Annotated in this window: 20 protein-coding genes and 2 pseudogenes; 15 read left to right on the forward strand and 7 right to left on the reverse strand. The window is 71.7% G+C overall.

Annotation, left to right across the window (positions count from 1 at the left end; genetic code table 11):
- Positions 1–38: 38 nt before the first annotated feature.
- Both ACIDOCELLA78_RS000000110535 and ACIDOCELLA78_RS000000110540 read left to right on the forward strand, forming a co-directional pair.
- On the forward strand, positions 39–353 hold the full coding sequence (locus ACIDOCELLA78_RS000000110535) for a DUF1244 domain-containing protein (RefSeq protein WP_201729535.1): 315 nt from the start codon (positions 39–41) through the stop codon (positions 351–353).
- A gap of 57 nt (positions 354–410) precedes the next feature.
- On the forward strand, positions 411–686 hold the full coding sequence (locus ACIDOCELLA78_RS000000110540; RefSeq protein WP_007422238.1) for a DUF2312 domain-containing protein: 276 nt from the start codon (positions 411–413) through the stop codon (positions 684–686).
- 124 nt (positions 687–810) lie between these two features.
- On the opposite strand, the gene hemB is transcribed toward ACIDOCELLA78_RS000000110540, so the two are convergent.
- Positions 811–1,806, reverse strand: coding sequence for a porphobilinogen synthase (hemB, locus tag ACIDOCELLA78_RS000000110545; RefSeq protein ID WP_201729536.1), 996 nt, complete (start codon positions 1,804–1,806; stop codon positions 811–813).
- An 80-nt stretch (positions 1,807–1,886) separates the two neighbouring features.
- Positions 1,887–2,960: a tartrate dehydrogenase gene (locus tag ACIDOCELLA78_RS000000110550; RefSeq protein ID WP_201729537.1), complete on the reverse strand. Its 1,074-nt coding sequence runs from the start codon at positions 2,958–2,960 to the stop codon at positions 1,887–1,889.
- 143 nt (positions 2,961–3,103) lie between these two features.
- On the opposite strand from ACIDOCELLA78_RS000000110550, the gene ACIDOCELLA78_RS000000110555 reads away from it, so the two are divergent.
- From ACIDOCELLA78_RS000000110555 to ACIDOCELLA78_RS000000110565, 3 genes are all read left to right on the forward strand, one after another.
- The gene (locus ACIDOCELLA78_RS000000110555) at positions 3,104–4,396 is read left to right on the forward strand and encodes a DUF4010 domain-containing protein (RefSeq protein ID WP_201729538.1); all 1,293 of its coding nucleotides are present in this window, start codon (positions 3,104–3,106) and stop codon (positions 4,394–4,396) included.
- Positions 4,397–4,460: 64 nt separating this feature from the next.
- A complete protein-coding gene (locus ACIDOCELLA78_RS000000110560) occupies positions 4,461–5,351 on the forward strand; it encodes a CHAD domain-containing protein (protein WP_201729539.1) in 891 nt (296 codons plus the stop codon).
- Positions 5,352–5,478: 127 nt separating this feature from the next.
- The gene (locus tag ACIDOCELLA78_RS000000110565; RefSeq protein WP_201729540.1) at positions 5,479–7,761 is read left to right on the forward strand and encodes an adenosylcobalamin-dependent ribonucleoside-diphosphate reductase; all 2,283 of its coding nucleotides are present in this window, start codon (positions 5,479–5,481) and stop codon (positions 7,759–7,761) included.
- A 17-nt stretch (positions 7,762–7,778) separates the two neighbouring features.
- Here the strand turns inward: ACIDOCELLA78_RS000000110565 and ACIDOCELLA78_RS000000110570 are convergent.
- A pseudogene (locus ACIDOCELLA78_RS000000110570) lies at positions 7,779–8,785 on the reverse strand (LacI family DNA-binding transcriptional regulator).
- 193 nt (positions 8,786–8,978) lie between these two features.
- Here ACIDOCELLA78_RS000000110570 and ptsP point away from each other — a divergent pair.
- From ptsP to panE, 5 genes and pseudogenes are all read left to right on the forward strand, one after another.
- Positions 8,979–11,474, forward strand: a pseudogene (gene ptsP / locus ACIDOCELLA78_RS000000110575) (phosphoenolpyruvate--protein phosphotransferase).
- Positions 11,471–12,427 carry a 1-phosphofructokinase gene (pfkB, locus tag ACIDOCELLA78_RS000000110580; protein WP_201729541.1) on the forward strand — a complete coding sequence of 319 codons (957 nt, stop codon included), beginning with the start codon at positions 11,471–11,473 and terminating at the stop codon, positions 12,425–12,427. The pseudogene ptsP and the gene pfkB overlap by 4 nt, the downstream one beginning before the upstream one ends.
- The gene (locus ACIDOCELLA78_RS000000110585) at positions 12,424–14,109 is read left to right on the forward strand and encodes a PTS fructose transporter subunit IIC (protein WP_201729542.1); all 1,686 of its coding nucleotides are present in this window, start codon (positions 12,424–12,426) and stop codon (positions 14,107–14,109) included. The genes pfkB and ACIDOCELLA78_RS000000110585 overlap by 4 nt, the downstream gene beginning before the upstream one ends.
- 69 nt (positions 14,110–14,178) lie before the next feature.
- A complete protein-coding gene (locus ACIDOCELLA78_RS000000110590) occupies positions 14,179–14,616 on the forward strand; it encodes a PaaI family thioesterase (RefSeq protein ID WP_201729543.1) in 438 nt (145 codons plus the stop codon).
- An 11-nt stretch (positions 14,617–14,627) separates the two neighbouring features.
- A complete protein-coding gene (gene panE / locus ACIDOCELLA78_RS000000110595) occupies positions 14,628–15,542 on the forward strand; it encodes a 2-dehydropantoate 2-reductase (protein ID WP_201729544.1) in 915 nt (304 codons plus the stop codon).
- A 154-nt stretch (positions 15,543–15,696) separates the two neighbouring features.
- Here panE and ACIDOCELLA78_RS000000110600 read toward each other — a convergent pair whose 3' ends face one another.
- Positions 15,697–16,410 (reverse strand): ribonuclease activity regulator RraA, encoded by a 714-nt coding sequence (locus ACIDOCELLA78_RS000000110600; protein ID WP_201729545.1) that lies wholly within the window; start codon positions 16,408–16,410, stop codon positions 15,697–15,699.
- A 201-nt stretch (positions 16,411–16,611) separates the two neighbouring features.
- On the opposite strand from ACIDOCELLA78_RS000000110600, the gene ACIDOCELLA78_RS000000110605 reads away from it, so the two are divergent.
- On the forward strand, positions 16,612–17,481 hold the full coding sequence (locus ACIDOCELLA78_RS000000110605; protein ID WP_201729546.1) for a M48 family metalloprotease: 870 nt from the start codon (positions 16,612–16,614) through the stop codon (positions 17,479–17,481).
- A gap of 69 nt (positions 17,482–17,550) precedes the next feature.
- Here ACIDOCELLA78_RS000000110605 and ACIDOCELLA78_RS000000110610 read toward each other — a convergent pair whose 3' ends face one another.
- The 3 genes from ACIDOCELLA78_RS000000110610 to ACIDOCELLA78_RS000000110620 form a co-directional block, all read right to left on the reverse strand.
- Positions 17,551–18,081: an Hsp20/alpha crystallin family protein gene (locus tag ACIDOCELLA78_RS000000110610; protein WP_201729547.1), complete on the reverse strand. Its 531-nt coding sequence runs from the start codon at positions 18,079–18,081 to the stop codon at positions 17,551–17,553.
- A 137-nt stretch (positions 18,082–18,218) separates the two neighbouring features.
- Positions 18,219–19,439 carry a DUF5666 domain-containing protein gene (locus ACIDOCELLA78_RS000000110615; RefSeq protein WP_201729548.1) on the reverse strand — a complete coding sequence of 407 codons (1,221 nt, stop codon included), beginning with the start codon at positions 19,437–19,439 and terminating at the stop codon, positions 18,219–18,221.
- On the reverse strand, positions 19,426–20,304 hold the full coding sequence (locus ACIDOCELLA78_RS000000110620) for a DUF6502 family protein (RefSeq protein ID WP_249676540.1): 879 nt from the start codon (positions 20,302–20,304) through the stop codon (positions 19,426–19,428). Before ACIDOCELLA78_RS000000110620 ends, ACIDOCELLA78_RS000000110615 begins: the two co-directional genes overlap by 14 nt.
- A 133-nt stretch (positions 20,305–20,437) precedes the next feature.
- Here ACIDOCELLA78_RS000000110620 and ACIDOCELLA78_RS000000110625 point away from each other — a divergent pair, with 133 nt between their 5' ends.
- The 4 genes from ACIDOCELLA78_RS000000110625 to ACIDOCELLA78_RS000000110640 form a co-directional block, all read left to right on the forward strand.
- Complete coding sequence (locus ACIDOCELLA78_RS000000110625) at positions 20,438–21,244, forward strand: hypothetical protein (protein WP_201729549.1); 807 nt, start codon at positions 20,438–20,440, stop codon at positions 21,242–21,244.
- 161 nt (positions 21,245–21,405) lie between these two features.
- Positions 21,406–22,827: a glycosyltransferase family protein gene (locus tag ACIDOCELLA78_RS000000110630; RefSeq protein ID WP_201729550.1), complete on the forward strand. Its 1,422-nt coding sequence runs from the start codon at positions 21,406–21,408 to the stop codon at positions 22,825–22,827.
- Positions 22,827–24,194 (forward strand): glycosyltransferase, encoded by a 1,368-nt coding sequence (locus ACIDOCELLA78_RS000000110635; RefSeq protein ID WP_201729551.1) that lies wholly within the window; start codon positions 22,827–22,829, stop codon positions 24,192–24,194. The genes ACIDOCELLA78_RS000000110630 and ACIDOCELLA78_RS000000110635 overlap by 1 nt, the downstream gene beginning before the upstream one ends.
- Positions 24,191–24,879 (forward strand): glycosyltransferase (locus ACIDOCELLA78_RS000000110640; RefSeq protein WP_201729552.1); only part of this gene is annotated, 689 nt, incomplete at its 3' end. The genes ACIDOCELLA78_RS000000110635 and ACIDOCELLA78_RS000000110640, both read left to right, overlap by 4 nt.

A 24,879-nucleotide genomic window follows, 5' to 3' on the forward strand; every position in this document is an offset into this window, starting at 1 on the left:
CAATGACCACCTGCCGCGCGCGGAAGGAGATCTTTTCCATGACCGACGACCGATTCGACGACGCCACCCGCACCGAACTCGAAGCGGCGGCCTTCCGCCGGCTCGTCGCGCATCTGCGCGAGCGGACGGATGTGCAGAATATCGACATGATGAACCTCGCCGGCTTCTGCCGGAACTGCCTCTCGCGCTGGTATCGCGAGGCGGCGGAGGCGCGCGGACTCGCGCTGAGCGATCCCGATGCGCGCGAAATCGTGTACGGCATGCCCTACAAAGAGTGGCAGGCGCGCCACCAGACCCCGGCCAGCGACGCGCAGAAGGCGGCCTTCGCCGCTTCGAGCCGGCAGGACCATTGACCGGCGCGGGCGCGCGCTCTATCCCGCGCGTCCGACCGATCCGACGGAGAAAGACACATGGCGTTCGATGCGGCAGAAACCCAGGAAGACAATGCGAGCCACGGCAACATCGCGGCCGACCGGCTGCGCAGCATCGTCGAGCGCATCGAGCGGCTCGAGGAGGAGCGCAAGGCGCTCGGCTCGGACATCAAGGACATTTACGCCGAGGCGAAATCGGCCGGGTTCGACGTCAAGGTGCTGCGCCAGCTGATTCGGCTGCGCAAGCAGGAACCGGCCGAGGTCGAGGAGCAGGAAATGCTGATCGACGTCTACCGCCGCGCGCTCGGGATGTGAGTGACCCGGGCGGCGCGAAGCTGCCGCCCGGCCGGCATAAATCACTGCACGGCGCGAAGCTGCCGCCCGGCCAGCATAAATCACTGCACGGCGCGAAGCTGCCGCCCGGCCTCCCGACTCCGGTTCAGCCGCGCCGCAGCAGGGTGGCCGCCTCGATGGCGAAATAGGTCAGCACCCCGGCGGCGCCGGCGCGGCGGAAGCCCATGAGCGTTTCGAGAATGCCGCGCTCGCGGTCGAGCAGCCCGTGCTCCATCGCGGTGGCGAGCATCGCGTATTCGCCGCTCACCTGATAGGCGAAGGTCGGCACCGCGAAGCGCTCATGCACGCGGCGGATGATGTCGAGATAGGGCATCCCCGGCTTGACCATCACCATGTCGGCGCCCTCGTCGATGTCCATCGCCACCTCGCGCAGCGCCTCGTCGGTATTGGCGGGGTCCATCTGGTAGGTCTTCTTGTCGCCCTTCAGCGCCGCGTTCGAGCCGAGCGCCTCGCGGAACGGGCCGTAGAAGGCCGAGGCGTATTTGGCGGCGTAGCTCATGATCCGGGTGTCGATCAGCCCCTCGGAATCGAGGGCGGCGCGGATACTGCCGATCCGCCCGTCCATCATGTCCGACGGCGCGATCACGTCGATCCCGGCGAGCGCCTGGTTCACCGCCTGGCGTTCGAGGATCTCGACCGATTCGTCATTGGCGACGTAGCCCTCGCGCAGCACGCCGTCATGCCCGTGATCGGTATACGGGTCGAGCGCCACATCGCCGATCAGGCCGATGCCGGGGAATTCGCGCTTGAGCAGCCGGGCGGCCTGGCAGATCAGGTTGTCCGGGTTCAGCGCCTCGGTGCCCTCGGGGTTCTTGAGCTCGGGCGGGGTGGCGGGAAACAGCGCGATGGCGGGAATGCCAAGCCTTGCCGCCGGCTCGACATGGGCGGCGAGGCGGTCGAGCCCGACCCGCACGACGCCGGGCATGGTCGCCACCGGCGTCGGGTCGCCATCGCCGGCGCGGACGAAGATCGGCCAGATCAGGTTGTCGACCGTCAGCGTGGTCTCGGCGACCATGCGCCGCGTCCAGCCATCGCGGCGGTTGCGGCGCAGGCGGGTGGTCGGAAAGCTGCCGGTGATCATCGCTGCTCCTCGTGCTCGTTGCCTGACTATCGAATTGCGCATGGGCGGGGCCGGCGCAAGAGGTGCGCGCCGCGCGCCGCCTATGCGTTGCCGCCCTCGATCGCGCCGATCACCGCTGCCGTGACCGCCGCCGTGGTGGCGTCGCCGCCGAGATCGCGGGTGCGGATGCCGGCCTCGGTGACGCGCTCCACCGCCGCCATCAGACGCCGCGCCGCATCCGCCTCGCCGAGATGGTCGAGCATCTGTGCCGCCGTCCAGAACGCACCCACCGGGTTGGCGACGCCCTTGCCGGTGATGTCGAAGGCGGAGCCGTGGATCGGCTCGAACATCGAGGGGAAGGTCCGCTCCGGGTTGATGTTCGCCGTCGGCGCGATGCCGATCGAGCCGGCGAGTGCGGCGGCGAGATCGGAGAGAATGTCGGCGTGCAGGTTGGTCGCCACCACCGTATCGATGCTCGCGGGATCATGAACCATGCGCACCGTCATCGCATCGACCAGCATGCGGTCCCACGTCACGGCGGGGAAATCGCGCGCGGTCGCGGCGGCGACCTCGTCCCACAGCACCATGCCGTGGCGCTGCGCGTTCGACTTGGTCACCACGGTGAGATGCCGGCGCGGGCGCGACGCGGCGAGGGCGAAGGCGAAGCGCATGATCCGCGCGACCCCGGCGCGGGTGAAGATCGCCACCTCCGTCGCCACCTCCTCCGCGTGGCCGCGATGCGAGCGGCCGCCCTGGCCGGCATATTCGCCCTCGCTGTTCTCGCGCACGATCACCCAGTCGAGATCCGCCGGGGCGCAGTCGCGCAGCGGCGAGGCGAGGCCGCGCAGCACCCGGGTCGGGCGGACATTGGCATACTGGTCGAACCCCTGGCAGATCGCGAGGCGCAGGCCCCAGAGTGTCACATGATCGGGGATGTCCGGCGCGCCGACGGCGCCGAAATAGAGCGCGTCGAACGTCTTCAGCCGCTCCAGCGCGCCATCCGGCATCATCACGCCGTGCCGGCGGTAATGGTCCGAACCGTAGTCGAAGCGGGTGACGTCGAGCGCGAAGCCGCCATCGCGGCGGGCGAGGGCGGCGAGCACGTCGAGCCCGGCGCCGATCACCTCGGGGCCGATGCCGTCGCCGGGGATGGCGGCGATGCGGTGGGTCTTCATGGGGCGGGCTCCTGTGCTGCGATCGGGGCATTCCGCGCCGGCTTGCCGGCAAGGCGGGCGCGGCGCATCGTTCATTCCGGTATCATGAGTCGCGCCGGGGCAAAACCGGCGCCAGCGGAGGGCGCGCGGATGACGGGGGCGGGATGCAGCGGGGCGCGATCGTGACGACGCTGACGCATACCGGCTTCGTCGCCTGGCTCATCATTGTCGGGCTCGGCTTCTTCTTCGGCCTCGCCTACGAGGATTTCAACGCCCGCACCGGCAGACGCAGGCCCGGCGGGGTGCGCAGCTTTCCGCTGCTCGCCCTCGCCGGCGGTGTGCTCTTCGCGCTCGACCCCGCGCCGCCGCTGCTGCTCGGCGCCGGGCTCGCCGTGCTCGGCCTCTGGCTCGGCCTCTATTACTGGCGCGGCATGGAGGAGCTTGCCCCGGACGGGGCGCGCAATGTCGGGCTGATGGCGCCGCTGTCCAACCTGGTCGCCTTCCTGATCGGCCCGCTGGCGCTGGCCGGACCGTTCTGGATGGCGGTGGGGCTCACCGTCGCGGCGACGCTGCTGCTGACGGCGCGCGAGACGCTGCACAGCCTCGCGCGCGGGATCGACCTCGCCGAGATCGTCAATGCCGGGCGGTTCCTGCTGATCACCGGCCTCGTGCTGCCGCTGCTGCCCGACCGGCCGGTGACGACCATCACCCGCGTCACCCCGCACGAGGCGTGGCTCGCGATGGTCGCGGTCTCGTCGATTTCCTATGCGAGCTACCTGCTGCGCCGCTACGTGGTGCCGCGCGGCTCGGGGCTGCTGGTCGCCTTTCTCGGCGGCATCTATTCCTCGACCGTGACCACCGTGGTGCTCGCCCGCCGCGCGGGCGCCGAGGCGCAGGCGGTGGTCGAGGCGCAGAGCGGCATCGTGGTGGCGAACGCGGTGATGTATCCGCGCCTGCTCGCCGTGATCCTGCTGTTCAACCCGGACATGGCGCTGGCGCTGGCGCCGTGGATGCTCGCGGTCGGCGCCTTTGGCGGGCTGCTCGCGCTGGGGTGGTACAGGCTGCGCGACCGAAAGGCCGCGGTGCCGCCGATCGTCAATGTCTCCAACCCGCTCGGCCTCGGCACCGCGGCGACCTTCGGGGTGCTGTTCGTCATCGTCTCGATCCTCGCTTCGGTGACGATGCGGATCTATGGCAGTTCCGGCCTCTACACCCTGGCCGGCATCGTCGGCGTCACCGACATCAACCCCTTCATCGTCAGCCTCGCGACCCATGGCGCCGGGGCGGCGCCCGATCCGGTCGAGATGGCTTCGGTGCTGATCGCCACCGGCTCGAACCATGTGTTTCACGCGATCTATGCCAGCGTCTATTCGCGCGGCAAGACGGGCGCGCCGCTGGTGATCTTCATGGCGCTGATGGCGGCGGCGAGCCTCGGCGCGGCAATTCTGGTGCATTGACGCCGCGCGCCGCGCGGGCGCAGGGTAAGGCCTTGCGGTCCGACCGCGATCGCGGAGGGATGCGATGAAGGCTGAGAGCGCAGCCCGGCCCGGGGCAGAGGCCGGGGCGGCGGCGAAGCCGCGCAGGCGGCGTGCGCGCGTGCGCGCGGCCTGGCGGCGGATCGTCGCCGCGCGCTGCGCCGAGCTTGGCCGCGAGGATGCCGGCGACGCCGATTCGGTGCATCGCCGCCGGGTCGCGATCCGCCGGCTGCGCAGCGTGCTCGCGCTGTTCGCCCCCTGCCTCGATAAGGTGGAACGCCGGCGCTACGATGTCGCGCTGCGCGAGCTGGGCCGCGCCTACGGCCCGGTCCGGGACTGGGACGTGGCGTGCCTGCGATCGTTTCCGGCGGCGATGAAGGGGGTGGACGCGGCGGCGGCGGCATCCGTGCTGGCGGCGTCGGACGAGGCGCGGGGCGCGGCGCGCGCGCGTCTCGCTTCGAGCGGGGCGGCGGCGGAATGCGCCGATCTCGCCGGCGAGATCGCGAGCTGGGCGGCCGGGCCATCCGTCATCGCGCCGGAGGCGACGAACCTTCCGGTCGAGGCGCTGGCGCCGGAGCTGCTGCGCCTGCTGGACCGGCGGGCCCGGCGGCGCGGGCGGCGGATCGGCCGCCTGTCGGACAAGGAGTTGCACGCGCTGCGCCGGGCGCTGAAACGGGCGAACTACGCCGCCGAGGCGCTGGAGGATGTCGCGCCCGGCCTGCCGCTCGGGAGGTTCCGCGCCGCCGCCGGGGCGGTGCTCGACCAGCTCGGCCGGTTCCACGATGCCACGGTCGCGCGCGGGCTTGCCGAAGGGCTCGCCGCCGATGATGTGCCGGTGGGCGCGCTGGTGCGGCGCTGGGCGAAGCGCCGGGCGCGGAAGGCGCGGCGCCGGCTGGAGCCGGCTTGGGAGGCGTTCCGCGACGCGCCCCGCCCCTGAGCCGCGTCTGATCCGTCTTTGGGCATGAGCGGCGCCGCGGTGGCGGCCCTCGGGGCTGCGCTGGTATGATCGGTGCCGGCCCGAGTCGGCGCCGCTTGCGCCCGAACGCCAGATCGGAGTGATCGACATGGATATCCCGGCAGAGTTTTCCGCTTCCCTTCCCTCCGTGATCGACACGATGGCGCCGATCTCGGCGCAGATCTGGGACGCCAAATACCGTTTCAAGGACGAGGCCGGAGCGCCGGTGGACCACACGGTGGAGGACACCTGGCGGCGCGTCGCCCGGGCGCTGGCCGCGACCGAGCGCGAGCCCGCGCGCTGGGAGGCGCCGTTCTACGAGGCGCTGCGGGATTTCCGCTTCGTCCCCGCCGGGCGGATCATTTCCGGCGCCGGCACGGCACGGCGGGTGACGCTGTTCAACTGTTTCGTGATGGGCGACATCGAGGACGATCTCGGCCGCATCTTCGCCCATCTGCGCGAGGCGGCGCTGACCATGCAGCAGGGCGGCGGCATCGGCTATGATTTCTCCTCGCTCCGGCCGAGGGGGGCGGCGGTGCGCGGGGTGGGGGCGGATGCGTCGGGCCCGCTCTCGTTCATGGATGTGTGGGATTCGATGTGCCGCACCATCATGTCCGCCGGCGCGCGGCGCGGCGCGATGATGGCGACGATGCGCTGCGACCACCCCGATATCGAGGCCTTCATTGCCGCCAAGCGCGAGAAGGGGCGGCTGCGGAACTTCAACCTCTCGGTGCTCGTCACCGACGATTTCATGGGCGCGGTCGAGGCCGATGCCGCGTGGGATCTCGTGTTCGACGGCAAGGTGTATCGCACGCTGCGGGCCCGCGCGCTGTGGGAGGCGATCACCCGCGCGACCTATGACTATGCCGAGCCGGGGGTGATCTTCATCGACCGGATCAACAAGCGGAACAACCTGTATTACTGCGAGACGATCCACGCGACCAATCCCTGCGGCGAGCAGCCGCTGCCGCCCTATGGCGCCTGCCTGCTCGGCTCGATCAATCTCGCCCGGCTGGTGCGCGATCCGTTCGGCCCCGGCGCGCGGATCGACGAGGCGGAGCTTGCCGATCTCGTGACCATCTCGGTGCGGATGCTCGATGACACGATCGACGCCTCGGGTTTCCCGCTGGAGGCGCAGCGCGAGGAGGCGGCGGCCAAGCGGCGGGTCGGCCTCGGCATGACCGGGCTTGCCGATGCGCTGATGATGTGCGGCCTGCGCTACGGCACGCCGGAGGCCGCCGCCCGCGCCGGCGACTGGGCGCGGCAGATCGAGCGCGCCGCCTATCTCGCCTCCGCCGCCCTCGCCGCCGAGAAGGGCGCCTTCCCGCTTTATGACGCGGAGAAATACCTCGCCGGCGAGACCGTCTGCGGGCTTGACGAGGACGTGCGCGCCGCCATCGCGGCCGGCGGCATCCGCAACGCGCTGCTCACCTCGGTCGCGCCGACCGGGACGATCTCGCTGCTGTCGGACAATGTGTCGAGCGGGGTCGAGCCGGTCTTCGCCCTGGCCTATACGCGCAAGGTGCTGCAACGCGACGGCAGCCGGCGCGAGGAGGAAGTGACCGACTACGCGCTGCGCCTGTTCCGCGCGAAATTCGGCGAGAGCGCGGCCCTGCCGGCGCATTTCGTCACCGCGCAGGAGCTGACCCCGGCCGAGCATGTGCGGATGCAGGCGGCGGTGCAGCGCCATGTCGACAGCGCGATCTCCAAGACGGTGAACGTGCCGGAGGATATCGGCTTCGAGGCGTTCCAGGAGGTCTATCTCGACGCCTATCGCAGCGGCTGCAAGGGCTGCACCACCTACCGGCCGAACGCGATCACCGGCTCGGTGCTGGAGGTCGCGCCGCCGGCGGATGCGAAGCCGGCGCCCGCGCCAGCGACCACCGCCGCCGGGCTGCTGGTGCGCGCCGACAAGCTGATCGGGGCCACCTACAAGCTGCGCTGGCCGGACAGCGAGCACGCGATGTATGTCACCATCAACGACATCGAGCAGGACGGGGTGCGCCGGCCGTTCGAGGTGTTCGTCAACTCGAAGAATCTCGAACATTATGCCTGGGTGGTGGCGCTGACGCGGATGATCTCGGCGGTGTTCCGCCGGGGCGGCGAGGTCGCTTTCGTGGCCGAGGAGCTGAAGCAGGTGTTCGATCCGCGCGGCGGGCAGTGGAGCGGCGGGCGCTACGTGCCCTCGCTGGTCGCGGCGATCGGCGACGTGATCGAGCGGCACATGGTCGAGACCGGGTTCCTGGTGCCGCCTTCGGACCAGAAGCGCGTGGCGGAGGTGCCGGCCGCAACCCCGCTCGGCGCGCTCTGCCCGAAATGCAGCCAGCCCGGCCTGGTGCGCGAGGCGGGCTGCCTGAGCTGCCTGCATTGCGGCTGGTCGAAATGCGGATGAGGGGGCGCGGGTAGGGTCTATTCGGCGGCTTCGTTCACGGCGCGCGGCGCGGTCGAGCCGCGGATGACGCAGCGCCCGCCGAGCACGATCTTGCGCACCGGGGCGGCGGGCGCGTCGAGCCGCTCCAGCAGCAGGCGCATCGCCTCGGCGCCGATCTGGGCCACCGGCTGCTCGATGACGGTGATGCCCGGGCCGATCAGGTCGGTCCAGCTCTCATTGTCGAACCCGGCGACCGCGAGATCCTCCGGCATTCGCCGTCCGGCGGCGCGCAGCGCGCGCACCGCCCCCATCAGCAGCAGGCCGTTGCTGGCGATCAGCGCCTCCGGCAGGGCGCCGCGCGCGAACCAGAGGGCGATTTCCTGCTCCGCCGCCGCGATGCTGGGGGCGGCGAAATGCGCGGCCGGGGTGAGCCCGGCGCGGCGCATCGCCGCCTCGTAGCCGTCCCGCCGCTCGATGCCGGTGGTGCTGGCATTGCCGAACAGCCCGGCGATGCGCCGGTAGCCCTGGCCGAGCAGGTGCTCGACCAGCAGGGTCCGGCGGCGAAATTGTCGAGCACCACGGCGTCCTGCCCGCTGGCGCGGCCGGCGCGGTCGATCAGCACCATCGGATAAGGCGGCCGGCCGCCGCGATCGAGCCGCTCGACCGAGGCGCGGGTGGGCGCGAAGATCACCCCGGTGACGCGCTCCTGCTCCATGAGCTGGAGATACATCGCCTCCTTCTCGGGATTCTCGTCGGTGTTGCAGAGAATCACGCGCAGGCCGGCGGCGTAGGCGGCATGCTCGACGGCGCGGGCGACGGCGGTGAAGAACGGGTTCGAGATGTCCGCGACGATCAGCCCGACCGTCTGCGACTCCTGCGAGCGGAGGCGGCGGGCGGACAGGTTGGGCCGGTAGCCGGTGCGCCGCACCGCCTCCTCGACCCTGTCGCGCAGCGCGGCGCTGACCGCGCCGCCGCCGAGCGTGCGCGAGACCGTCGCCGGCGAAACCCCGGCGGCGCGGGCCACATCCTTGATACTGACGGCCATCGGGGCGGTGTCTTTCCTGCCTGCCGCAACGGGCTCTCGAAATCGTTCTCAGAAACTGAGCATGAAACCCGCCGTTCCGGCAAGCGAAAACCAGCGCCCTCCCGGTTATTTTTCCCCAAAACACGAGAATGTTGTTGACAGGAAAAATTGAAAACGTTTTCGGTTCTCTCCCAGGGAAACGAGGAAACCGCCGATGTCACCCCCCTTGCAGGATGTCGCTTTCGGCCGCGCGCTGGTCGGGCTCGGCGCAGCACCCGCCTCGAAGGACGCGGCGATCGCGGCGGCCGCCCGCCTGCTGGAAGACGCCGGCTGCATCGCGCCGGGATATACGCGCAGCATGCTGCGCCGGGAAGCCGTCACCGGCACGTTTCTCGGCCACGGCGTGGCGATTCCCCACGGCATGGGCGAGGACCGGCACCTGGTCCGGTGCGACGGGATCGCGGTGTTGCAGGTGCCGGGCGGGGTGGCGTGGGGCGCGGGGCAGGTGGCGCGGCTCATCGTCGCCATCGCCGCGCGGGGCGATGCGCACATCGCCATCCTCCGCCGCCTCGCCGCGCTGATGCAGTCGCCGGACAGGCTCGCCGCGCTCGCCGCGACGACGGCGGCGGAGGAGATCGTCGAGGCGCTGGCGGGCGAGGCGGCCGGCCCTGCCGCCCCGGCGGCGGCGGCGGATTTCGCGCATCGGTTCGACATGGTGGTGGAGGATCCCGCCGGGCTGCACGCGCGGCCGGCCGCCGCCTGGGCGGAGGCGGCGCGGCAGAGCGGCCTCAGGGTTCGGGTGCGGCATGGCGAGGCGGTGGCGGATGGGCGCAATCTCGTCGCGCTGCTGCATCTCGGCCTGCGCGCGGGCGACCGCGTGGTGATCTCCGCCGAGGGGGAGAACGCCGCCGCCGGCCTCGCCCGGCTGCGGGCGCGCCTCGCCGCGCCTGCCGCGCCGGCGGTGGTGCGGGCGCCGACGCCTGCGGCATCCGCGCGGGGCTGGACGCCGCCCGAGCCGCTCGCGGCGATCGGCGGGATTGCGGCCAGCCCGGGCCTTGCCATCGGCCGGCTGCATGTCGTGGCCGGGGGCGCTGCGGAAATTGCCGACGAACCGCTCGCGCTGGCCGAGAGCGGGATGCGGCTCGACGCCGCGCTGGCGGCGGCGCGCGGCGAGCTGCACGACCTTGCGGCGGCGACCGAAGCCCGGCTCGGGGCGGGCGAGGCGGCGATCTTCCGCGCCTAGGCGGAGCTGCTGCACGATGACGACCTGATCGCCGCGTGCTGCCGGCTGATGGTCGAGGGGCATGGACCGGCCTGGGCGTGGCATGCGGCGGTCGGGCAGCGCGTCGCGGCGCTGGCGGAGCTGGACAATCCGGTACTGGCCGGGCGGGCGGCCGATCTGCGCGATGCAGGCCGGCGCGTACTCGCCCGGCTCGATCCTGCTTCAGCTTCCGGGTCGCTGGCGGATCTGCCGGCGGAGCCGTGCATCCTCGTCACCGACGACCTGTCGCCCTCGGAGACGGCGGGGCTCGATCCCGCCCGCGTGGCCGGGCTGGCCACGGCGGCGGGCGGGCCGGCCGCGCACACCGCCATTCTCGCCCGCACGCTCGGCCTGCCGGCGCTGGTCGGCGGCGGCGGCGCGCTGCTCGGCCTGCCCTCCGGCGCGATGGCGATTCTGGATGGCGCGGCGGGGTGTCTCTACCCCGATCCGCCGGCGGCGGCGATCGGGTCGGCCATCGCCTGGCGCGAAGCCTCCCGCGCGCGGCAGGCGGCCGCTTCCGGCGCCGCCGGCGCGCCGGCGGTGACGCAGGATGGCCAGCGCATCGGCATCGCCGCCAATGTCGACCGGCCCGGCCTCGTGGCGGCGGCGCTCGCGGCGGGCGGTGAGGGGGTGGGGCTGATGCGGACCGAGTTCCTGTTTCTCGACGCCGCTGCGCCGCCGGACGAGGCCGCGCAGCTGGAGGTCTACCGCGCGATGATCGCGGCGGTGGACGGGCGGCGGCTGGTGATCCGCGCGCTCGATCTCGGCGGCGACAAGCAGGCGCCGCATCTCGGCCTGAAGCGCGAGGCGAACCCGTTTCTCGGCGTGCGCGGGGCGCGGCTGCTGTTGCGCCGGCCCGACCTGCTGGAGCCGCAGCTGCGCGCGATCTACCGCGCGGCGATGGCGGGCGGGGATGTGGCGGTGATGTTCCCGATGGTGACATCGGTGGACGAGGTCGTCCGGCTGCGCGCCGCCTGCGAGCGGGTGCGCGCTTCACTCGGCGCGCCGGCGCTGCCGCTGGGCGTCATGATCGAGGTGCCGGCGGCCGCGATCCTGGCGGAGCGGCTGGCCGCGGCGTGCGATTTCCTCTCGATCGGCACCAACGACCTGACGCAGTACACCCTCGCGACCGACCGGCAGAACCCTGCCCTCGCCGCCGCGGCGGACAGCCTGCATCCCGCGGTGCTGCGGCTGGTGGCGCAGGTTGTGGCGGGGGCGGCGGCGCGGGGCTGCCCGGTCGGCGTGTGCGGCGGGATCGCCGGCGATCCGGCCGGCGCCGCCCTGCTCGCCGGGCTCGGGGTGACGGCGCTGTCGATGGCGCCGGCGGATATCGCGGCGGTCAAGGCGCGGCTGTGCGGCGCGCGGATGGAGGATTTGCGGGCGCTGGCCGCCCGCGCGCTCGACGCCGCGACGGCGGACGAGGTGCGGGCGCTGGAGGCGGGCGCGTGACCGGCCCGGTGATCACGCTGACGCTCAACCCGGCGATCGACGAGACGATCGTCCTCGACGCCCTCGCCCCCGGCACGGTGCACCGGGCGCGCGCGGTCGCCTTCCATGCCGGGGGCAAGGGGGTGAACGTGGCGAGCTGCCTGGCCGACTGGGGCGGCATTCCGGTGATCGCCGCCGGGCTGCTCGGCCGCGCCAACGAGGCGCCCTTCGCCCGGCTGTTCGCGGCCAAGGCGATCCGCGACGAATGCCTGCGGGTGCCGGGCGAGACCCGCACCAACGTCAAGCTCGCGCATGCGGGCGACACCACCGACATCAACCTGCCGGGCCTGGAGGTGACGGCGTCATCGCTGCGGGCGGTGAGCGCGCGGCTGCTCGGCCTCGCGGCGCCGGGGGCGATCGTGCTGCTGGCCGGCAGCCTGCCGGCGGGGGTCGATGAGGGGTTCTATGCCGGGCTGATCGCCGACCTTGCCGCGCGCGGCGCGCGGGTATTGCTCGACAGTTCCGGCCCGCCGCTCGCCTGCGCTCTGGCCGGCGGCGCGCCGCCCTGGTGCATCAAGCCCAACCGCGCCGAGCTGGAGGCGCTGGCGGGGCGGCGCCTCGCGGATGCGGCGGCGCTGCGCGATGCGGCGCGCGGGCTGCTCGGCTGCGGGGTGTCGCTGGTCGCCGTTTCGCTCGGCGCCGAGGGGGCGCTGTTCGTCACCGCCGAGGACTGCCTGCGCGCGGCGCTTGCGCCGATGCTCGTCGCCAGCACGGTCGGCGCCGGCGATGCGATGGTGGCCGGCATCATCGCCGGGATGCATGCGGGGGCTGGGCTCGAACGGATCGCCCGGCTGGGCACCGCCTTCGCCGCCGCCAAGCTGCGCGCGCCGGGGGCGAACCTGCCCGGGCGCGACGCGGTCGAGGCGCTGGCGCGGCAGGTGGTGGTCCGGCGCGAGGGGGAGAACGCGGCATGAGCGCGATCGTCGTGGTGATTGCCGGCGGGCGGGGTGCCGTGTCGCGCAGGCTGGCGGCCGAGGCGCTGCGCCGGGCAGCGCGCGATGCGGGGCATGACATCGCGATCGAGATCCGCGGCGGCGATGGCGTGCGCGAGCCGCTCGGCGCCGACCGGATCGCCGCCGCGGCGGTGGCGATCGAGATCGGGGCGGAGGCGGCGGGCGATCCGCGCTTCGCCGGGATGCGGCGCTGCGATGCCACGATCGACGAGGCGCTGGCCGATGCCGCCGCCGTGCTGCGCCGCGCCGTGGCGGCGGCGCCCGGCGGGCGGAAGATCGTCGCGGTCACTTCCTGCCCGACCGGCATCGCCCACACCTTCATGGCCGCCGAGGCGCTGCTGCGGGCGGGCAGGGCGCTCGGCCACGAGATCCGCGTCGAGACGCAGGGATCGGTCGGCGCGGGAACGCCGCTGACCGAGGCGGAGATCGCGGCGGCGGATGTCGTGCTGATCGCCGCCGACCGGCAGGTGGCGGAGGCGCGGTTCGGCGGCAAGCGGGTATTCCATAGCGGGACCAGGGCCGCGATCAATGACGGCGAGGCGCTGATCGCCCGCGCGCTCGGTGACGCCGCGCCCCAGGGCGGTGCTGCGCCGGTGGCCGCCGGCGCCGGGCGCGCGAGAACCGGGCCCTACAGGCACCTGATGACCGGCGTGTCGTTCATGATTCCGTTCGTCACCGCGGGCGGGTTGCTGATCGCGCTGGCCTTCGCCTTCGGCGGAATCCACGCGACCGACGCCGCGGCCGCGCGCAGCTTCGCCGGCGCGCTGTTCGAGATCGGCGCGCAATCGGCCTTCACCCTGTTCGTGCCGGTGCTCGGCGGCTACATCGCCTATTCCATCGCCGACCGGCCGGGGCTCGCACCGGGGATGATCGGCGGGCTGCTCGCCTCGCTGACCGGGGCGGGGTTTCTCGGCGCGATCCTCGCCGGCTTCATCGGCGGCTACGCGACGCGCTGGCTGAACGAGACGCTGCGCCTGCCGCGCGGCCTGCAGGGGCTGAAGCCGGTGCTGCTGCTGCCCGTGCTCGGCACGCTCTTCACCGGGCTGCTGATGGTCTATGTGATCGGCCGGCCGGTGGCCGAGCTGCTGCACCTGATGACGCATGTGCTGCGCTCGATGCAGGGCTCGGGCGCGCTCGCCCTCGGCCTGCTGCTCGGCGCGATGATGGCGTTCGACATGGGCGGGCCGGTGAACAAGGCGGCCTATACCTTCGCGGTCGGGCTGCTGTCGGCGCGGGTCTACACGCCGATGGCGGCGGTGATGGCGGCGGGGATGACGCCGCCGCTGGGCATCGCGCTGGCGACCAGGCTGTTCGCCAGCCGCTTCACCACGCTCGAACGCGAATCAGGGCTGCCGACCGCGGTGCTCGGCCTGTCCTTCATCACCGAGGGCGCCATTCCCTACGCCGCCGAGGACCCGTTCCGCGTGATCCCCTGCACCATGACCGGATCGGCGGTGGCCGGGGCGATCTCGATGGTGGCGGATGTGAAGCTGCGCCTGCCGCATGGCGGGATTTTCGTGCTGCCGATTCCCAACGCGGTGACGCATCTGGGGCTCTATGTGGTCGCCATCATCGCCGGGTCGGTGGTGACGGCGGGAATGCTCGGGCTGGTGAAGGCGCGGCTGGCCGCGCCCGAGCGATGAGGCGCGCGGGATTGTCGCATGCGGCAGGGCAGGCTAGGCATGGCACTCAATCACAGACCAGGATACTCCATGCCCGACCCCCTGCCGCCGCTTCCCGGCATCGACCAGCTTCGCGCCGTGATGGACTCCGACCTGCTCGCGATGGGGCAGACGCTGGGGTTCCGCCTGGTCGAGATCGCCGAGGGGCGGGTGGTGTTCGAGGGCAGTCCGGGGCGCGAGGTCTATAATCCGCTCGGCACGGTGCATGGCGGTTACGCCGCGACGCTGCTCGATTCCGCCTGCGGCTGCGCGGTGCATACCATGCTCACCGCCGAGCAGGCCTATTCGACGCTCGAACTCAAGGTTTCGTATCACCGGGCGATGACGGTCGAGACCGGGGTGGTGCGCGCGGTCGGCACGGTGATTTCGCTGGGCCGGCGCGCCGGCTTCTCGGAAGCGAAGCTGACAGATGCGAGCGGCCGGCTCTATGCTTCGGCCACCTCGACTCTCATCATCATGCAGCGCTGAGGAGACGCCCCATGCGCATTCTGGTGGTCGGCGCCGGCGGCACCGGCGGATATTTCGGCGGCAGGCTGGCCGAGGCCGGCCTCGACGTGACATTCCTGGTGCGCCCGGCGCGGGCGCGGGCACTGGCGGCGGGCGGGCTCGTCATCCGCAGCGTGAAGGGCGATGCGCATCTGCCCGCGCCATCGGTGGTGACCGCCGATCGGCTGGAGCCGGTGTTCGATCTCGTGCTGCTGAGCTGCAAGGCCTATGACCTCGACGACGCGGTGGCGGCGATGGCGCCGGGCATCGGCCCGCACGCGCTGATCCTGCCGCTGCTCAACGGCATGCGCCATCTCGACGTGCTCGATGCGCGGTTCGGCGCGCCGCAGGTGCTGGGCGGGCAGTGCGTGATTTCCGCCGCCCTCGACGCCGAGGGGCAGGTGCTGCATCTCAACGACGCGCATACGCTGACCTTCGGCCCGCGCGCCTCCGGGCAGGATGCGCGGGCGCGGGCGATCGCCGAGCTGTTCGGCAGGGCCGGTTTCGTCACCCGGCTGAGCGACGCCATCATGCAGGACATGTGGGAGAAATGGGTGTTCATCGCCGCCCTCGCGGGCATCACCTGCCTGATGCGCGCGCCGGTGGGGGCGATCGTCGAGGCCGGCGGCGCCGGGATCGCGCTCGGGCTGGCGGCCGAATGCGCCGGCATCGCCGCGCGGCAAGGGTTCGAGCTGCGCCCGGCGGCAGCCGCGCGGCTGAAGGAATGGCTCGCCACCCCCGGCTCGGCGATGACCGCCTCGATGCTGCGCGACATGGAGCAGGGCGGGCGGATCGAGGCCGGGCACATCATCGGCGATCTGCTGCGGCGGGGCGACGCGGCGGCGTGCCCGCTGCTCGCCATCGCCGATGTGCATCTGCGCGCCTACGAGATCCGCCGCGCCGGATGAGGCGCGCGATCTGATCGGATGATGCTGTATGATATAGACGATTAGAGCATCTTTATCCGATCAGATGATTCCCTCTGATCGGATGATGCTGTTTGATATCGATGATTAGAGCATCTTTATCCGATCAGATGATTCCCTCTGATCGGATGATGCTCTACCGGCCGGTGCGGGTGCGCCAGGCGGAGAAGTCGGCTTCGGTGGCGGGGTCGGTCGGCGGGTAGAGGCCGAGGATGGAGGCGCCCGCGCGCACCCGCTCGGTGACGAAATCCTCGAACACCGTCATCTCCGTCGCCTCCCGCGCCAGCTCGTCGGCGAGATGGGCGGGCAGCACGACCGCGCCGTCGGCATCGCCCACGATCACGTCGCCGGGAAAGACCGGCGCGTCGCCGCAGCTGATCGGATCGTCGATCGCGATGGCCTGGTGCAGGGTGAGGTTGGTCGGCGCGCTCGGCCTCGTGTGATAGGCGGGAAAGCCGAGTGCGGCGATCTCGGCGCTGTCGCGGAAGCCGCCATCGGTGACGATGCCCGCCGCCCCGCGCTGCATCAGCCGGGTGACGAGAATGCCGCCGGCCGAGGCGGCGCGGGCGTCCTTGCGGCTGTCGATCACCAGAACCGCGCCGGGCGGGCAGGTCTCGATCGCCTGGCGCTGCTTGTGGTCGCGGTTGCGGAACACGGTGATCGGGTTGAGGTCCTCGCGGGCCGGGATGTAGCGCAGGGTGAAGGCCTCGCCGACCATGCTCTGCCGCGGCGGGCTGAGCGGCAGCGCGCCCTGGATCGCCTGTTGGCGCAGGCCGCGGCGGAACAGCGCGGTGGCGAGGGTGGCGGTGCTGACGCGGGTGAGGAGCGCGCGGGTTTCCGGCTTGAGCATGTCGTGTCTCGCGGGGGCAGGGCGCCCGGGCTGTCTGGTGCCGGGCCGGCGTGGTGATGACGAATCGAGGCCGAGCAGATCACACAAGGCAGCGCGGGGTCAATGCGCGGGGCTTGATTCACCTCAATGAGGCCCGCCCGCCCGAGGCCTATCAGACAGGATGCTGGCGCTGCTCCCGTTGTTGATGAAAGGCGGCGTGTCATGGCGAACCTGATCCGGACCGGCCTGCTGATGGCGGTGCTCACCGCGCTGTTCATGGCGGTTGGTTATGGCCTGGCTGGCGGAACGGGAGCGGCGGTTGCCTTCGTGGTCGCCGGCGCGGGGAATTTCGTGGCCTACTGGGTGGCCGACCGCGCGGTGCTGGCGGCCTATGGGGCGCAGCCGGCCGATCCGGCGGCGTTTCCCCGCCTCGTTGCGCTGGTCGACCGTCTGGCGCGCAAGGCGGGGATGGCGGTGCCGCGGGTGTTCGTGATCGATGCGGACCAGCCAAACGCTTTCGCCACCGGGCGCGATCCGGCGCATGCGGCGGTTGCCGTGACCACCGGGCTGCTGGGCGCGCTGGAGGAGGCGGAACTGGCCGGCGTGCTGGCGCATGAACTCTCGCATATCCGCCATCGCGACACGCTGACGATGACGGTGACCGCGACGCTGGCCGGGGCGATCGGCATGATGTCCAACCTCGCGCTGATCTTCGGCGGCGGCGACGAGCGCCGGGCGAGCCCGTTTTCCGGCATCGCGGGCGTGCTGTTGCTGGTCCTTGCGCCGCTGACGGCGACGCTGGTGCAACTCGCCATTTCCCGCGCCCGCGAATATGCCGCCGATGCCGGTGCGGCCGCACTGACCGGCCAGCCGCTGGCGCTGGCGCGCGCGCTCTCGCGGATCGGGGAGATGGCGCGCTGGGTCGGCAACGAGGATGCCGAGCGCAACCCGGCGACCGCCTCGCTCTTCATCGTCAATCCGCTCGCCGGCACGGCGTTCGACGCCCTGTTCGCGACCCACCCGCCGCTGCGCGAGCGCGTCGCCCGGCTGCGTCGCATGGCCCAGTTCGACGCTGCCGGGCTCACGGGATGAAGCGCGCCGGGGGCAGCGGTCATGCGGAAACCGCAGCGGGGCGCGCCGGTGCGGCACGCCCCTGACGGGTCAGCCCGCCTTGATCTCGATCTTGCGTTCGGTGCGGATGGCCTCGGGCCGTTTCGGCAGGGTGATGGTCAGCACCCCGTTGGCGAACTGCGCCTCGATCCGCGCCGGATCGGCGCTGCCGGGCAGGCTGAAGCGCCGCTCGAACCGGCCGTAGCGGCGTTCGCTGAGCTGGTAGTCGGCCGCCGTGGTTTCCTGCGTGCTGCGCTTCTCGCCGGAAATCGACAGCATGTCGTCGGTCGCCTTGATCTCGACATCCTTCAGCGCGAGCCCGGGGAGTTCGGCGGTGATGACGAAGGCCTTCTCCTGCTCGATGACATCGACGGCCGGGGAGTCCGGACCGCGCGACCAGAACGGCTCGAAGGGGAAGCCGGCCTGCCGGGCGCGGCGCGGCGGAATGCCGTCGAAATCCTCGAACAGGCGGTTGACCTCACGGCGCAGGGATTCGAAGGGGCGCCAGAAATCCGGCATGCCGGCGTGGCGCCGCTCCGGCTCGGCGGTCTTGGGCCGGGGTTCGACCTGGGTACTCGACATGGCTGCGATCCTTTCCGGGTGACAGGGTTGTGCCGATGGTGTCGACCCCCGGAAATCTAGAGCAACGTCCGATCAGATGGAGTCATCTGATCGGACAGAGATGCTTGGAAAATCAGATAGATAGGCTTGCCGTTCGGTTACTGGTCGGACGGCGGCTCGATCTCGGGCGCGTCGATATCCGGCTCCGGCGTCTGCGGGTTCGGGATCTCGATTTCCGGCGTGCCGTCTTCCACCGTCTCGGCCTCCGGCGCCTCGCCGACTTCCGGCGGCTCGAGATGGTGCGCCGGCGGCGCGGCCGTATGCACAGGCGGGCCGGCCTCTCCCGGCTTGCCGCCGGATGGTCCGGTCTCGGGCGGTTCGGGGAGTTCCGGGGTCAGCTCGGTTGCCGTGATCTCGCCGGCTTCGGAGAGTTCGCCGATCACCTCGACGCGGGTGAGGCCGCTGAACCGGTGCGCGCCGGGCGGCGCCTTCACCGCCATCCCGTCAGCCGCGACGAGGCGCCCGCTGCCGGTGGAGCGGAAGAAGTTCACCGCCTCGACCCGTGTGCCCGGCGTGCCGAGGCGCAGGGGGCGCGGCACGAGGGCGGCGAGCACCGGCTGCCCGTCGATGACGCGGCCAGTGGCGATGACGCGCTCGCCCTGGTGCAGCCCGGCGAGCATTCCGGGTTTCGCCGTCAGCACGAGGCCGCCGAGCCGCGCCTGCCCGGGCGGGCTCGCGCCGAGCGTGGTTTCCAGCCGGAAGCCGTGCGATGCGGGCAGGGTGTTGACGCGGGAGGCGACCCAGTTGCCATCGGTCTGGCGCTGGGCGGAGATCCCGACCATCTGCCCCGGATGCAGCGCGGCGCCGGGCAGCGGGCGCGGCAGCAGGACGGTCTGGCGCAGCACGGTGATCTCCCGCCCGTTGGCGGCGATGTGGGTGACCGGGCCGATGATCGCCTGCCAGGTGGCGATGCTGCGGGCGATGCCGCCATGCGCGCCCTCGGCGACGCCGTGGACGATCGCCATGTCGCCCACCCGGAGAGCGGCGGCGGTGGCGGGCTGGCCGTCGATCGTGACCAGGGTGCCGGCGGTGATGCGGTATTCCCGGTTGTTCACGAAGACGCTGCCGAAGCGCTGGATCGGCCCATAGCCGACGATGGGCGCGCCAGTGCGGCCGATGCCGGTGCCGCCGATGCCGCCGGTTTCCTGGCCGATGCCGGTGCCGCCGATGCCGCCGGTGTCATGGCGGATGCCGGTGCCGCCGATGCCGCCGGTCTCCTGCGCGCCGGCAAGGCCGGGCAGGGTGCCGAGCGGCACGGCGAGCAGCAGGGCAAGGCGCCAGCGCTTCCGGCGCGGCGCGGTCGGCTCAGGGACGGTCATCGGCATCGGTCTCGTAATAATACACGCCGAGGCGGAGCCGGCGCAGTTTTCCCTCGCCATCGCCCGCACCCTCGGCCTCGGTGCTGGAGAGATTGCCCGCGAGCAGATGCTCGTTGCACTGGCGCAGCAGCCGGTCCGCCATGTCGGACAGCACGGGGCGGGCGGCGGCGAGCCGGGTTGCGCCGATGCCGTTGTGGAACAGCGCCCGCTCGATGAAGACCGGCTCCTCGCCGGCGAGGTTGTGGAAGGCGCTGCGCATGTGATCGCCGACATTGGCGGCGAGGAAGAGCAGCTTGTCGCGCGGCTCGCCGGGGGTGAAGGCCGCGCGCAGCAGGCGGATGCGCTCATCGGCCAACCGCTCGATCGCGCCGGCGCGTTCGAGTTCCTCGATGATGGTGCGGCCGCGCACATCGACCTTCGCGGCGCGGAGCAGGGCATCGAACCCCGGATCGTCGCTCTCGCCGCGCACCGTCAGCGGCCGCGGCGCGCCCGTCGCATCGCGGAAGGCGGCGGCGGAAACCCAGGTGCCGATCACCCGGGCGGCGGCGTTGACCCCGGCCATCGGGTCGCGCGGCGGCGGTGTTGCCGCGGCGGCGGCGGCCTCGCGCAGGCGCTTGACCTCGCGGCGGTTGATGCCGGTGATGGCGCTGATCTGGCTGTCGGTCGGGCTGGCATCGCCCTCGTGGTTGCGGACGGCTTCGTCGATGTAGACGCGCTTGAGCAGGTCGCGAAAGGCGATGTAGCCCCAGCCCCGTCGCATGAGATAGGCGACGAGGGGACGCAGCAACCGGCCCAGCATGTTCTCGATATCGGATTCCATTCCCGCTCGCCTGCCGACCGTGGCGTGGGTGGCTGCCTCAGCCATCCGCCCCGCGTTCTGTGTGTGACAAACTCCCACATAATACACGTGCAGAAATTTGCAATCGGATGACAGCCGCGCAGGCCATTGGAATGACATATTCCATTATGATACTGGATGGGATCATTATGGGAACGCGATGACGGTCTTGGGAAGCGCGCGCGTGGCGGCGGCGGAAGGATACCGGGGGCTTTCGGCGCTGGCCCTGCTGGCCGCCGCGGCCCTGCCCGGGCCGGCACGCGCCGCTGCGCCCAACGGCTTCACCATCGGGCTCGAACCTTCGCTGTTCACCGGGCGGTTCGGCACCCATCACACCATTCACATCTATGACCTGCCGCTGTCGGTCGTCTATCAGCACAACCGTCTGCTGGTGCGGGTGGAACTGCCCTATATCGCGGTGGCGGGGGCTGGGATCGTGGCCGGACAGTCGGTGATTTCCGGGCGCGGCTCCGGCGCCACCCGCCAGGGCCTCGGCGATGTCTGGGTCAAGGCCGAATACCGGCTCGCGCACGCGCATGGCGCGGTGCCGGCCATCGAGCCCTATGTGAAGGTGAAGCTGCCGGTCGCTTCCTATCGCAAGGGGCTCGGGACCGGGCGGTTTGACGAGGAAGCCGGCGTGCGGACGGTCTGGCGGATCGGCGACCGGGTGTTTCCCTATGTTCAGCTTGGCTACCGCGTGGTCGGCCGTCTGCCGGGGCTGCACCTCCTGAATGTCATGACCTTCGAGCCGGGGGTGGCGGTGGCGGTGACCCCCCGGCAGTTCGTCAGCGTTATCCTGATCGGCCACACGCCGATCCAGAAGCGGCGCACGGCGGTGGCCTCCGCCATACTGGCATATAACCTGCGGATGAATTTCCGTTGGGAATTGCAGCTTTACGCAACGCGTGGGCTGACCTCGCAGAGTGCCGCCTTCGGCGCCGGCCTCGGCGTCATGGCGCATTTCTAACAGTCTTTTCAATAACTTAGACAGAAAAAACCGGAATCCGCGCTGCGGCGCGGGACGGGTGAACCTGTCCGCTTGTTCATGCTTGCTGTCGTTTTCGCGCTTGACTGTGGAACTTTCTCCCACGATAACAACATGACACCGACAGCGGAAAGGAACCCTGTATGCGCGATGTTCATGTGGCTGAGCGGGACAGCGCGCCAGGATTCGCCGGCGCCGTCTGGCGGGAGGCGGGGGTGGATGCGGCCGAGCCGTTTGGCGGCGGGGGGATGCCGGATGAAGCGGCGCCGGAAGGCTGGCCGGGCGGCATTCTGACGCGCCGGGGCGGCGCACGGGCGCCGGGATGCGGCGGGCGCGTCGGGCCGGCGGTGGTGTTTCTCTATTCGCACGACACGTTCGGCCTCGGGCATCTGCGCCGCAACCTCGCCATCGCCGAGCGGCTGCTCGACACGCGGCAGTTCGCGGTTCACCTGCTGACCGGCTCGCCGGTGATCGGGCGGTGGCGGCTGCCGCCGGGGCTGCATGTGCATCCGCTGCCGCCGGTGGTGAAGACCGGCGCCGAAACCTACAAGGCGCGCGAGGCGGGGCAGAGTTTCGGCCTGGTGAAAGGCTATCGCGCCGCGCTGATCCTGACCCTCGCGCTGCGCTACCGGCCGGACGTGTTCCTGGTCGATCACGCGCCGGCGGGGATGAACGGGGAAATCCTGCCCACGCTGGCGATGATGCGGCGCGACATGCCGCAGACCAGGGTCATGCTCGGCCTGCGCGACATTCTCGACAGTCCGGAGACGGTGCGGGCGATCTGGGCCGAGCAGGACATCCCCGACCTGCTCGACCAGGCTTATGACGATATTCTGGTCTATGGCTCGCGCGCCCTGTTCGACGTGGCGGAGGCGTACGGGATCGGCGGGGCGGTGGCCGGGCGGGTGCGGTATTGCGGGCATGTCGTCGCCGCCGATCTGCTGCGGCCGGGCGGCGAGGGGGCGGCGCCGTGCTGGTCCGCGCTGCGGGCGGCGGGGCGGAAGGTCGTTCTGGTGACGGCCGGCGGCGGCGGCGACGGGTTCGCGCTGATGGAGGCCTATCTGCGCGGGCTGCCGCGGGGGATGCCGGCGGCGTTCCATTCCGTCATCGTGACCGGACCGCTGATGCAGACGGCGCAGCGCGCCGCGCTGACCGCAGCGGCCGCCGGGCGGGACGATGTCGAGCTGGTGGACTACATCACCGATCCGCTGCCGAGCCTGCGCGCCGCCGATCTCGTCATCGCGATGGCGGGCTACAATACCAGCGCCGAACTGATCGCCGCGCGCAAGCGGGCGATTCTGGTGCCGCGGCCGGCGCCGCGGGCGGAACAGCTGCTGCGGGCGCGGCTGCTGGCGGGGCTTGGCCTGGTGCGTGCCATCGAGCAGGGGCCGGATCTCGCCGCCGATCTCGCGCGCGAGATCCCGTCCGTCCTCGCCGCCGCCGAGCCGCCGCCCGAAACCTGGGCACGGCTCGATCTCAATGGCGCCGAACGGGTGGCCGCCCATCTCACCGCCGTCGCCGGGTCGCGGCAGGACGTGGCCGGCCCGGCCTGGGAGATCGCCTGATGCCCGCCTTCGCCAGCCTCGACCCTGCCGCCGCCCCCGCCGGGGATGCGCCGGTCATCTATATCATGAAGCGCTATCCCCGGCTGACGGAAACCTTCATTCTCAACGAGATCCGCGCGATGGAGCGGCTGGGGGCGAAGCTGCACATCGTCTCGCTGCTGCCGCCGGAACCGCCGCCGCACCACCCGATGGTCGCCGAGGTGGAGGCGCCGCTGCATCCGGTTCCGCCGATGAGCGAGGCGGCCGGGCGCCGGCAGATCGCCGCCGCCCATCGCCGCGCCATCGCCGCCGCGCCCGGGCGCTATCTCGCCGCCTTCGGCCGGGCGATGCTGTTTTCCGCGCGGTCGCCCAATCCGCTCTCGGTCTGGAAGCAGTTCCTGCGCGGCGGCGTGATCGCGACCCTGTGCCGGAGCCACGGCATCCGCCACATTCACGCCCATTTCGCCAATGCGCCGGCCGCCGCCGCGTGGTTCGCCAGCATGATGACGGGGCTGCCCTTCAGCTTCACCGCCCATGCCAAGGATCTCTACCTCACGCCGCCGCAGGTGATCCGCAAGCGCGCGCTGGCGGCCAGCTTCGTCGCGACCTGCACGGGGTACAACGTCAAATATCTCGCCGGGTTGCTGGATGGCGAGACGGACAGGATCAAGCTCGTCTATCACGGCATCGATCTCGGCCTGTTCGGCGCGCGCCGGCAGGACGCGGCAGTGCGGGAGGCCGGCGAGACGCTGATCCTCTCGGTGGGCCGGCTGGTGCCGAAAAAGGGGCATGACGACCTGATCGCGGCCTGCGCGCGGCTGCGCCGGCAAGGCATCGCCTTCCGCTGCCGGATCATCGGCGAGGGGCCGCTGCGCGAGACGTTGCAGGCGCAGATCGCGGCGCACGGGCTGGACGGGGTGGTGACGCTCGACGGCGCGATGACGCATGCCGACCTGATCGCGCTCTACGCCACCGCCAATGTGTTCGCGCTCGCGCCGCGGATCACGGAGGATGGCGACCGCGACGGGATTCCCAACGTGATCGCCGAGGCGATGGCGATCGGCGTGCCGGTGGTCTCGACCAGGGTGTCGGGGATTCCCGAACTGGTCCGCGACGGCGAGACCGGGCGGCTGGTGCCGCCGCGCGATCCGGCGGCGCTGGCCGCGGCGATCGAGGACATCCTGGCCGATCCCGCCACCGCGCGCCGCCTGGCCGAAGCCGGGCGGGCGCGGCTCGAAGGCGAGTTCGACCTCTGGACGACCACGCGCCGGCTGCATGCGCTGCTCGGCTGCGCCGGCTGCGTGCCGCAGGCGCGGGAGGGCGGCGGGACGCGGTTTCGCGCCGATTCGCCCACAGCACCCTCATCGCTGGCGAAGGCATCGTCGTGAAGATCCTGTATCTCAATCTCGATCGGGGCATTCCGGTCGAGGGCGACAAGGGCGCTTCGGTGCATGTGCGCGAATTCGTCGCCGCGGCGGCGTCGCTCGGCCATGAGGTGACGCTCGCCTGCACCACGCGCGGCGCCGGCAATCCGCCGCCGCCGGCGCGCCTCCTGGAATTCGCGCCGCCGCCGGCGGACATGGCGATCATCGACCCGATCGAGCGGCGCGAGCGCGTGCGGATCGAGCATGACTGGTCGGTCGGCGACCGGGTTCTCGCCGCGCTCGCCAGCCACGGCATCGCGCCCGACCTCGTCTATGAGCGGCATGCGCTGTTTCATCGCGCGGGCGTGTGCATCGCCACGCGGCTGGGCGTGCCGCGGCTCCTGGAGGTCAACGCGCCGCTGGTCGAGGAGCAGCGGCGGTTTCGCGGCCTTTGTCTCGTTGACGAGGCGTTGGCGGCGGAGGCGGAGTCGTATCGCGGGGCGGACGCGATCATCGCCGTCTCCCGGCAGGTGGCGGCGCATGTCGCCGCCGTGCTCGGCCGGGCGGACCGCGTTCATGTGGTTCCCAACGGGGTCGATCTCGCCCGCTTCGCCGATGTCGATCCGGCGGGGCAGGCGCTGCGCGCCCGGCTCGGCCTCGGCGGGCGGCGGATTGCCGGGTTCGTCGGCAGTTTCAAGGCCTGGCATGG

It is taken from the genome of Acidocella sp. C78 (genome assembly GCF_907164655.1).

Bases quoted from the DNA above. Each gene is read 5' to 3' on its own strand.
- ACIDOCELLA78_RS000000110610 (WP_201729547.1), bottom strand. From the start codon at position 18,081: ATGTCGAGTACCCAGGTCGAACCCCGGCCCAAGACCGCCGAGCCGGAG.
- ACIDOCELLA78_RS000000110560 (WP_201729539.1), top strand. From the start codon at position 4,461: ATGAAGGCTGAGAGCGCAGCCCGGCCCGGGGCAGAGGCCGGGGCGGCG.
- ACIDOCELLA78_RS000000110550 (WP_201729537.1), bottom strand. From the start codon at position 2,960: ATGAAGACCCACCGCATCGCCGCCATCCCCGGCGACGGCATCGGCCCC.
- ACIDOCELLA78_RS000000110620 (WP_249676540.1), bottom strand. From the start codon at position 20,304: ATGGCTGAGGCAGCCACCCACGCCACGGTCGGCAGGCGAGCGGGAATG.
- ACIDOCELLA78_RS000000110630 (WP_201729550.1), top strand. From the start codon at position 21,406: ATGCGCGATGTTCATGTGGCTGAGCGGGACAGCGCGCCAGGATTCGCC.
- ACIDOCELLA78_RS000000110635 (WP_201729551.1), top strand. From the start codon at position 22,827: ATGCCCGCCTTCGCCAGCCTCGACCCTGCCGCCGCCCCCGCCGGGGAT.
- ACIDOCELLA78_RS000000110605 (WP_201729546.1), top strand. From the start codon at position 16,612: ATGGCGAACCTGATCCGGACCGGCCTGCTGATGGCGGTGCTCACCGCG.
- ACIDOCELLA78_RS000000110535 (WP_201729535.1), top strand. From the start codon at position 39: ATGACCGACGACCGATTCGACGACGCCACCCGCACCGAACTCGAAGCG.
- ACIDOCELLA78_RS000000110590 (WP_201729543.1), top strand. From the start codon at position 14,179: ATGCCCGACCCCCTGCCGCCGCTTCCCGGCATCGACCAGCTTCGCGCC.
- hemB (WP_201729536.1), bottom strand. From the start codon at position 1,806: ATGATCACCGGCAGCTTTCCGACCACCCGCCTGCGCCGCAACCGCCGC.
- panE (WP_201729544.1), top strand. From the start codon at position 14,628: ATGCGCATTCTGGTGGTCGGCGCCGGCGGCACCGGCGGATATTTCGGC.
- ACIDOCELLA78_RS000000110555 (WP_201729538.1), top strand. From the start codon at position 3,104: ATGCAGCGGGGCGCGATCGTGACGACGCTGACGCATACCGGCTTCGTC.
- ACIDOCELLA78_RS000000110600 (WP_201729545.1), bottom strand. From the start codon at position 16,410: ATGCTCAAGCCGGAAACCCGCGCGCTCCTCACCCGCGTCAGCACCGCC.
- ACIDOCELLA78_RS000000110585 (WP_201729542.1), top strand. From the start codon at position 12,424: ATGAGCGCGATCGTCGTGGTGATTGCCGGCGGGCGGGGTGCCGTGTCG.
- ACIDOCELLA78_RS000000110615 (WP_201729548.1), bottom strand. From the start codon at position 19,439: ATGACCGTCCCTGAGCCGACCGCGCCGCGCCGGAAGCGCTGGCGCCTT.
- ACIDOCELLA78_RS000000110540 (WP_007422238.1), top strand. From the start codon at position 411: ATGGCGTTCGATGCGGCAGAAACCCAGGAAGACAATGCGAGCCACGGC.
- ACIDOCELLA78_RS000000110565 (WP_201729540.1), top strand. From the start codon at position 5,479: ATGGATATCCCGGCAGAGTTTTCCGCTTCCCTTCCCTCCGTGATCGAC.
- ACIDOCELLA78_RS000000110625 (WP_201729549.1), top strand. From the start codon at position 20,438: ATGACGGTCTTGGGAAGCGCGCGCGTGGCGGCGGCGGAAGGATACCGG.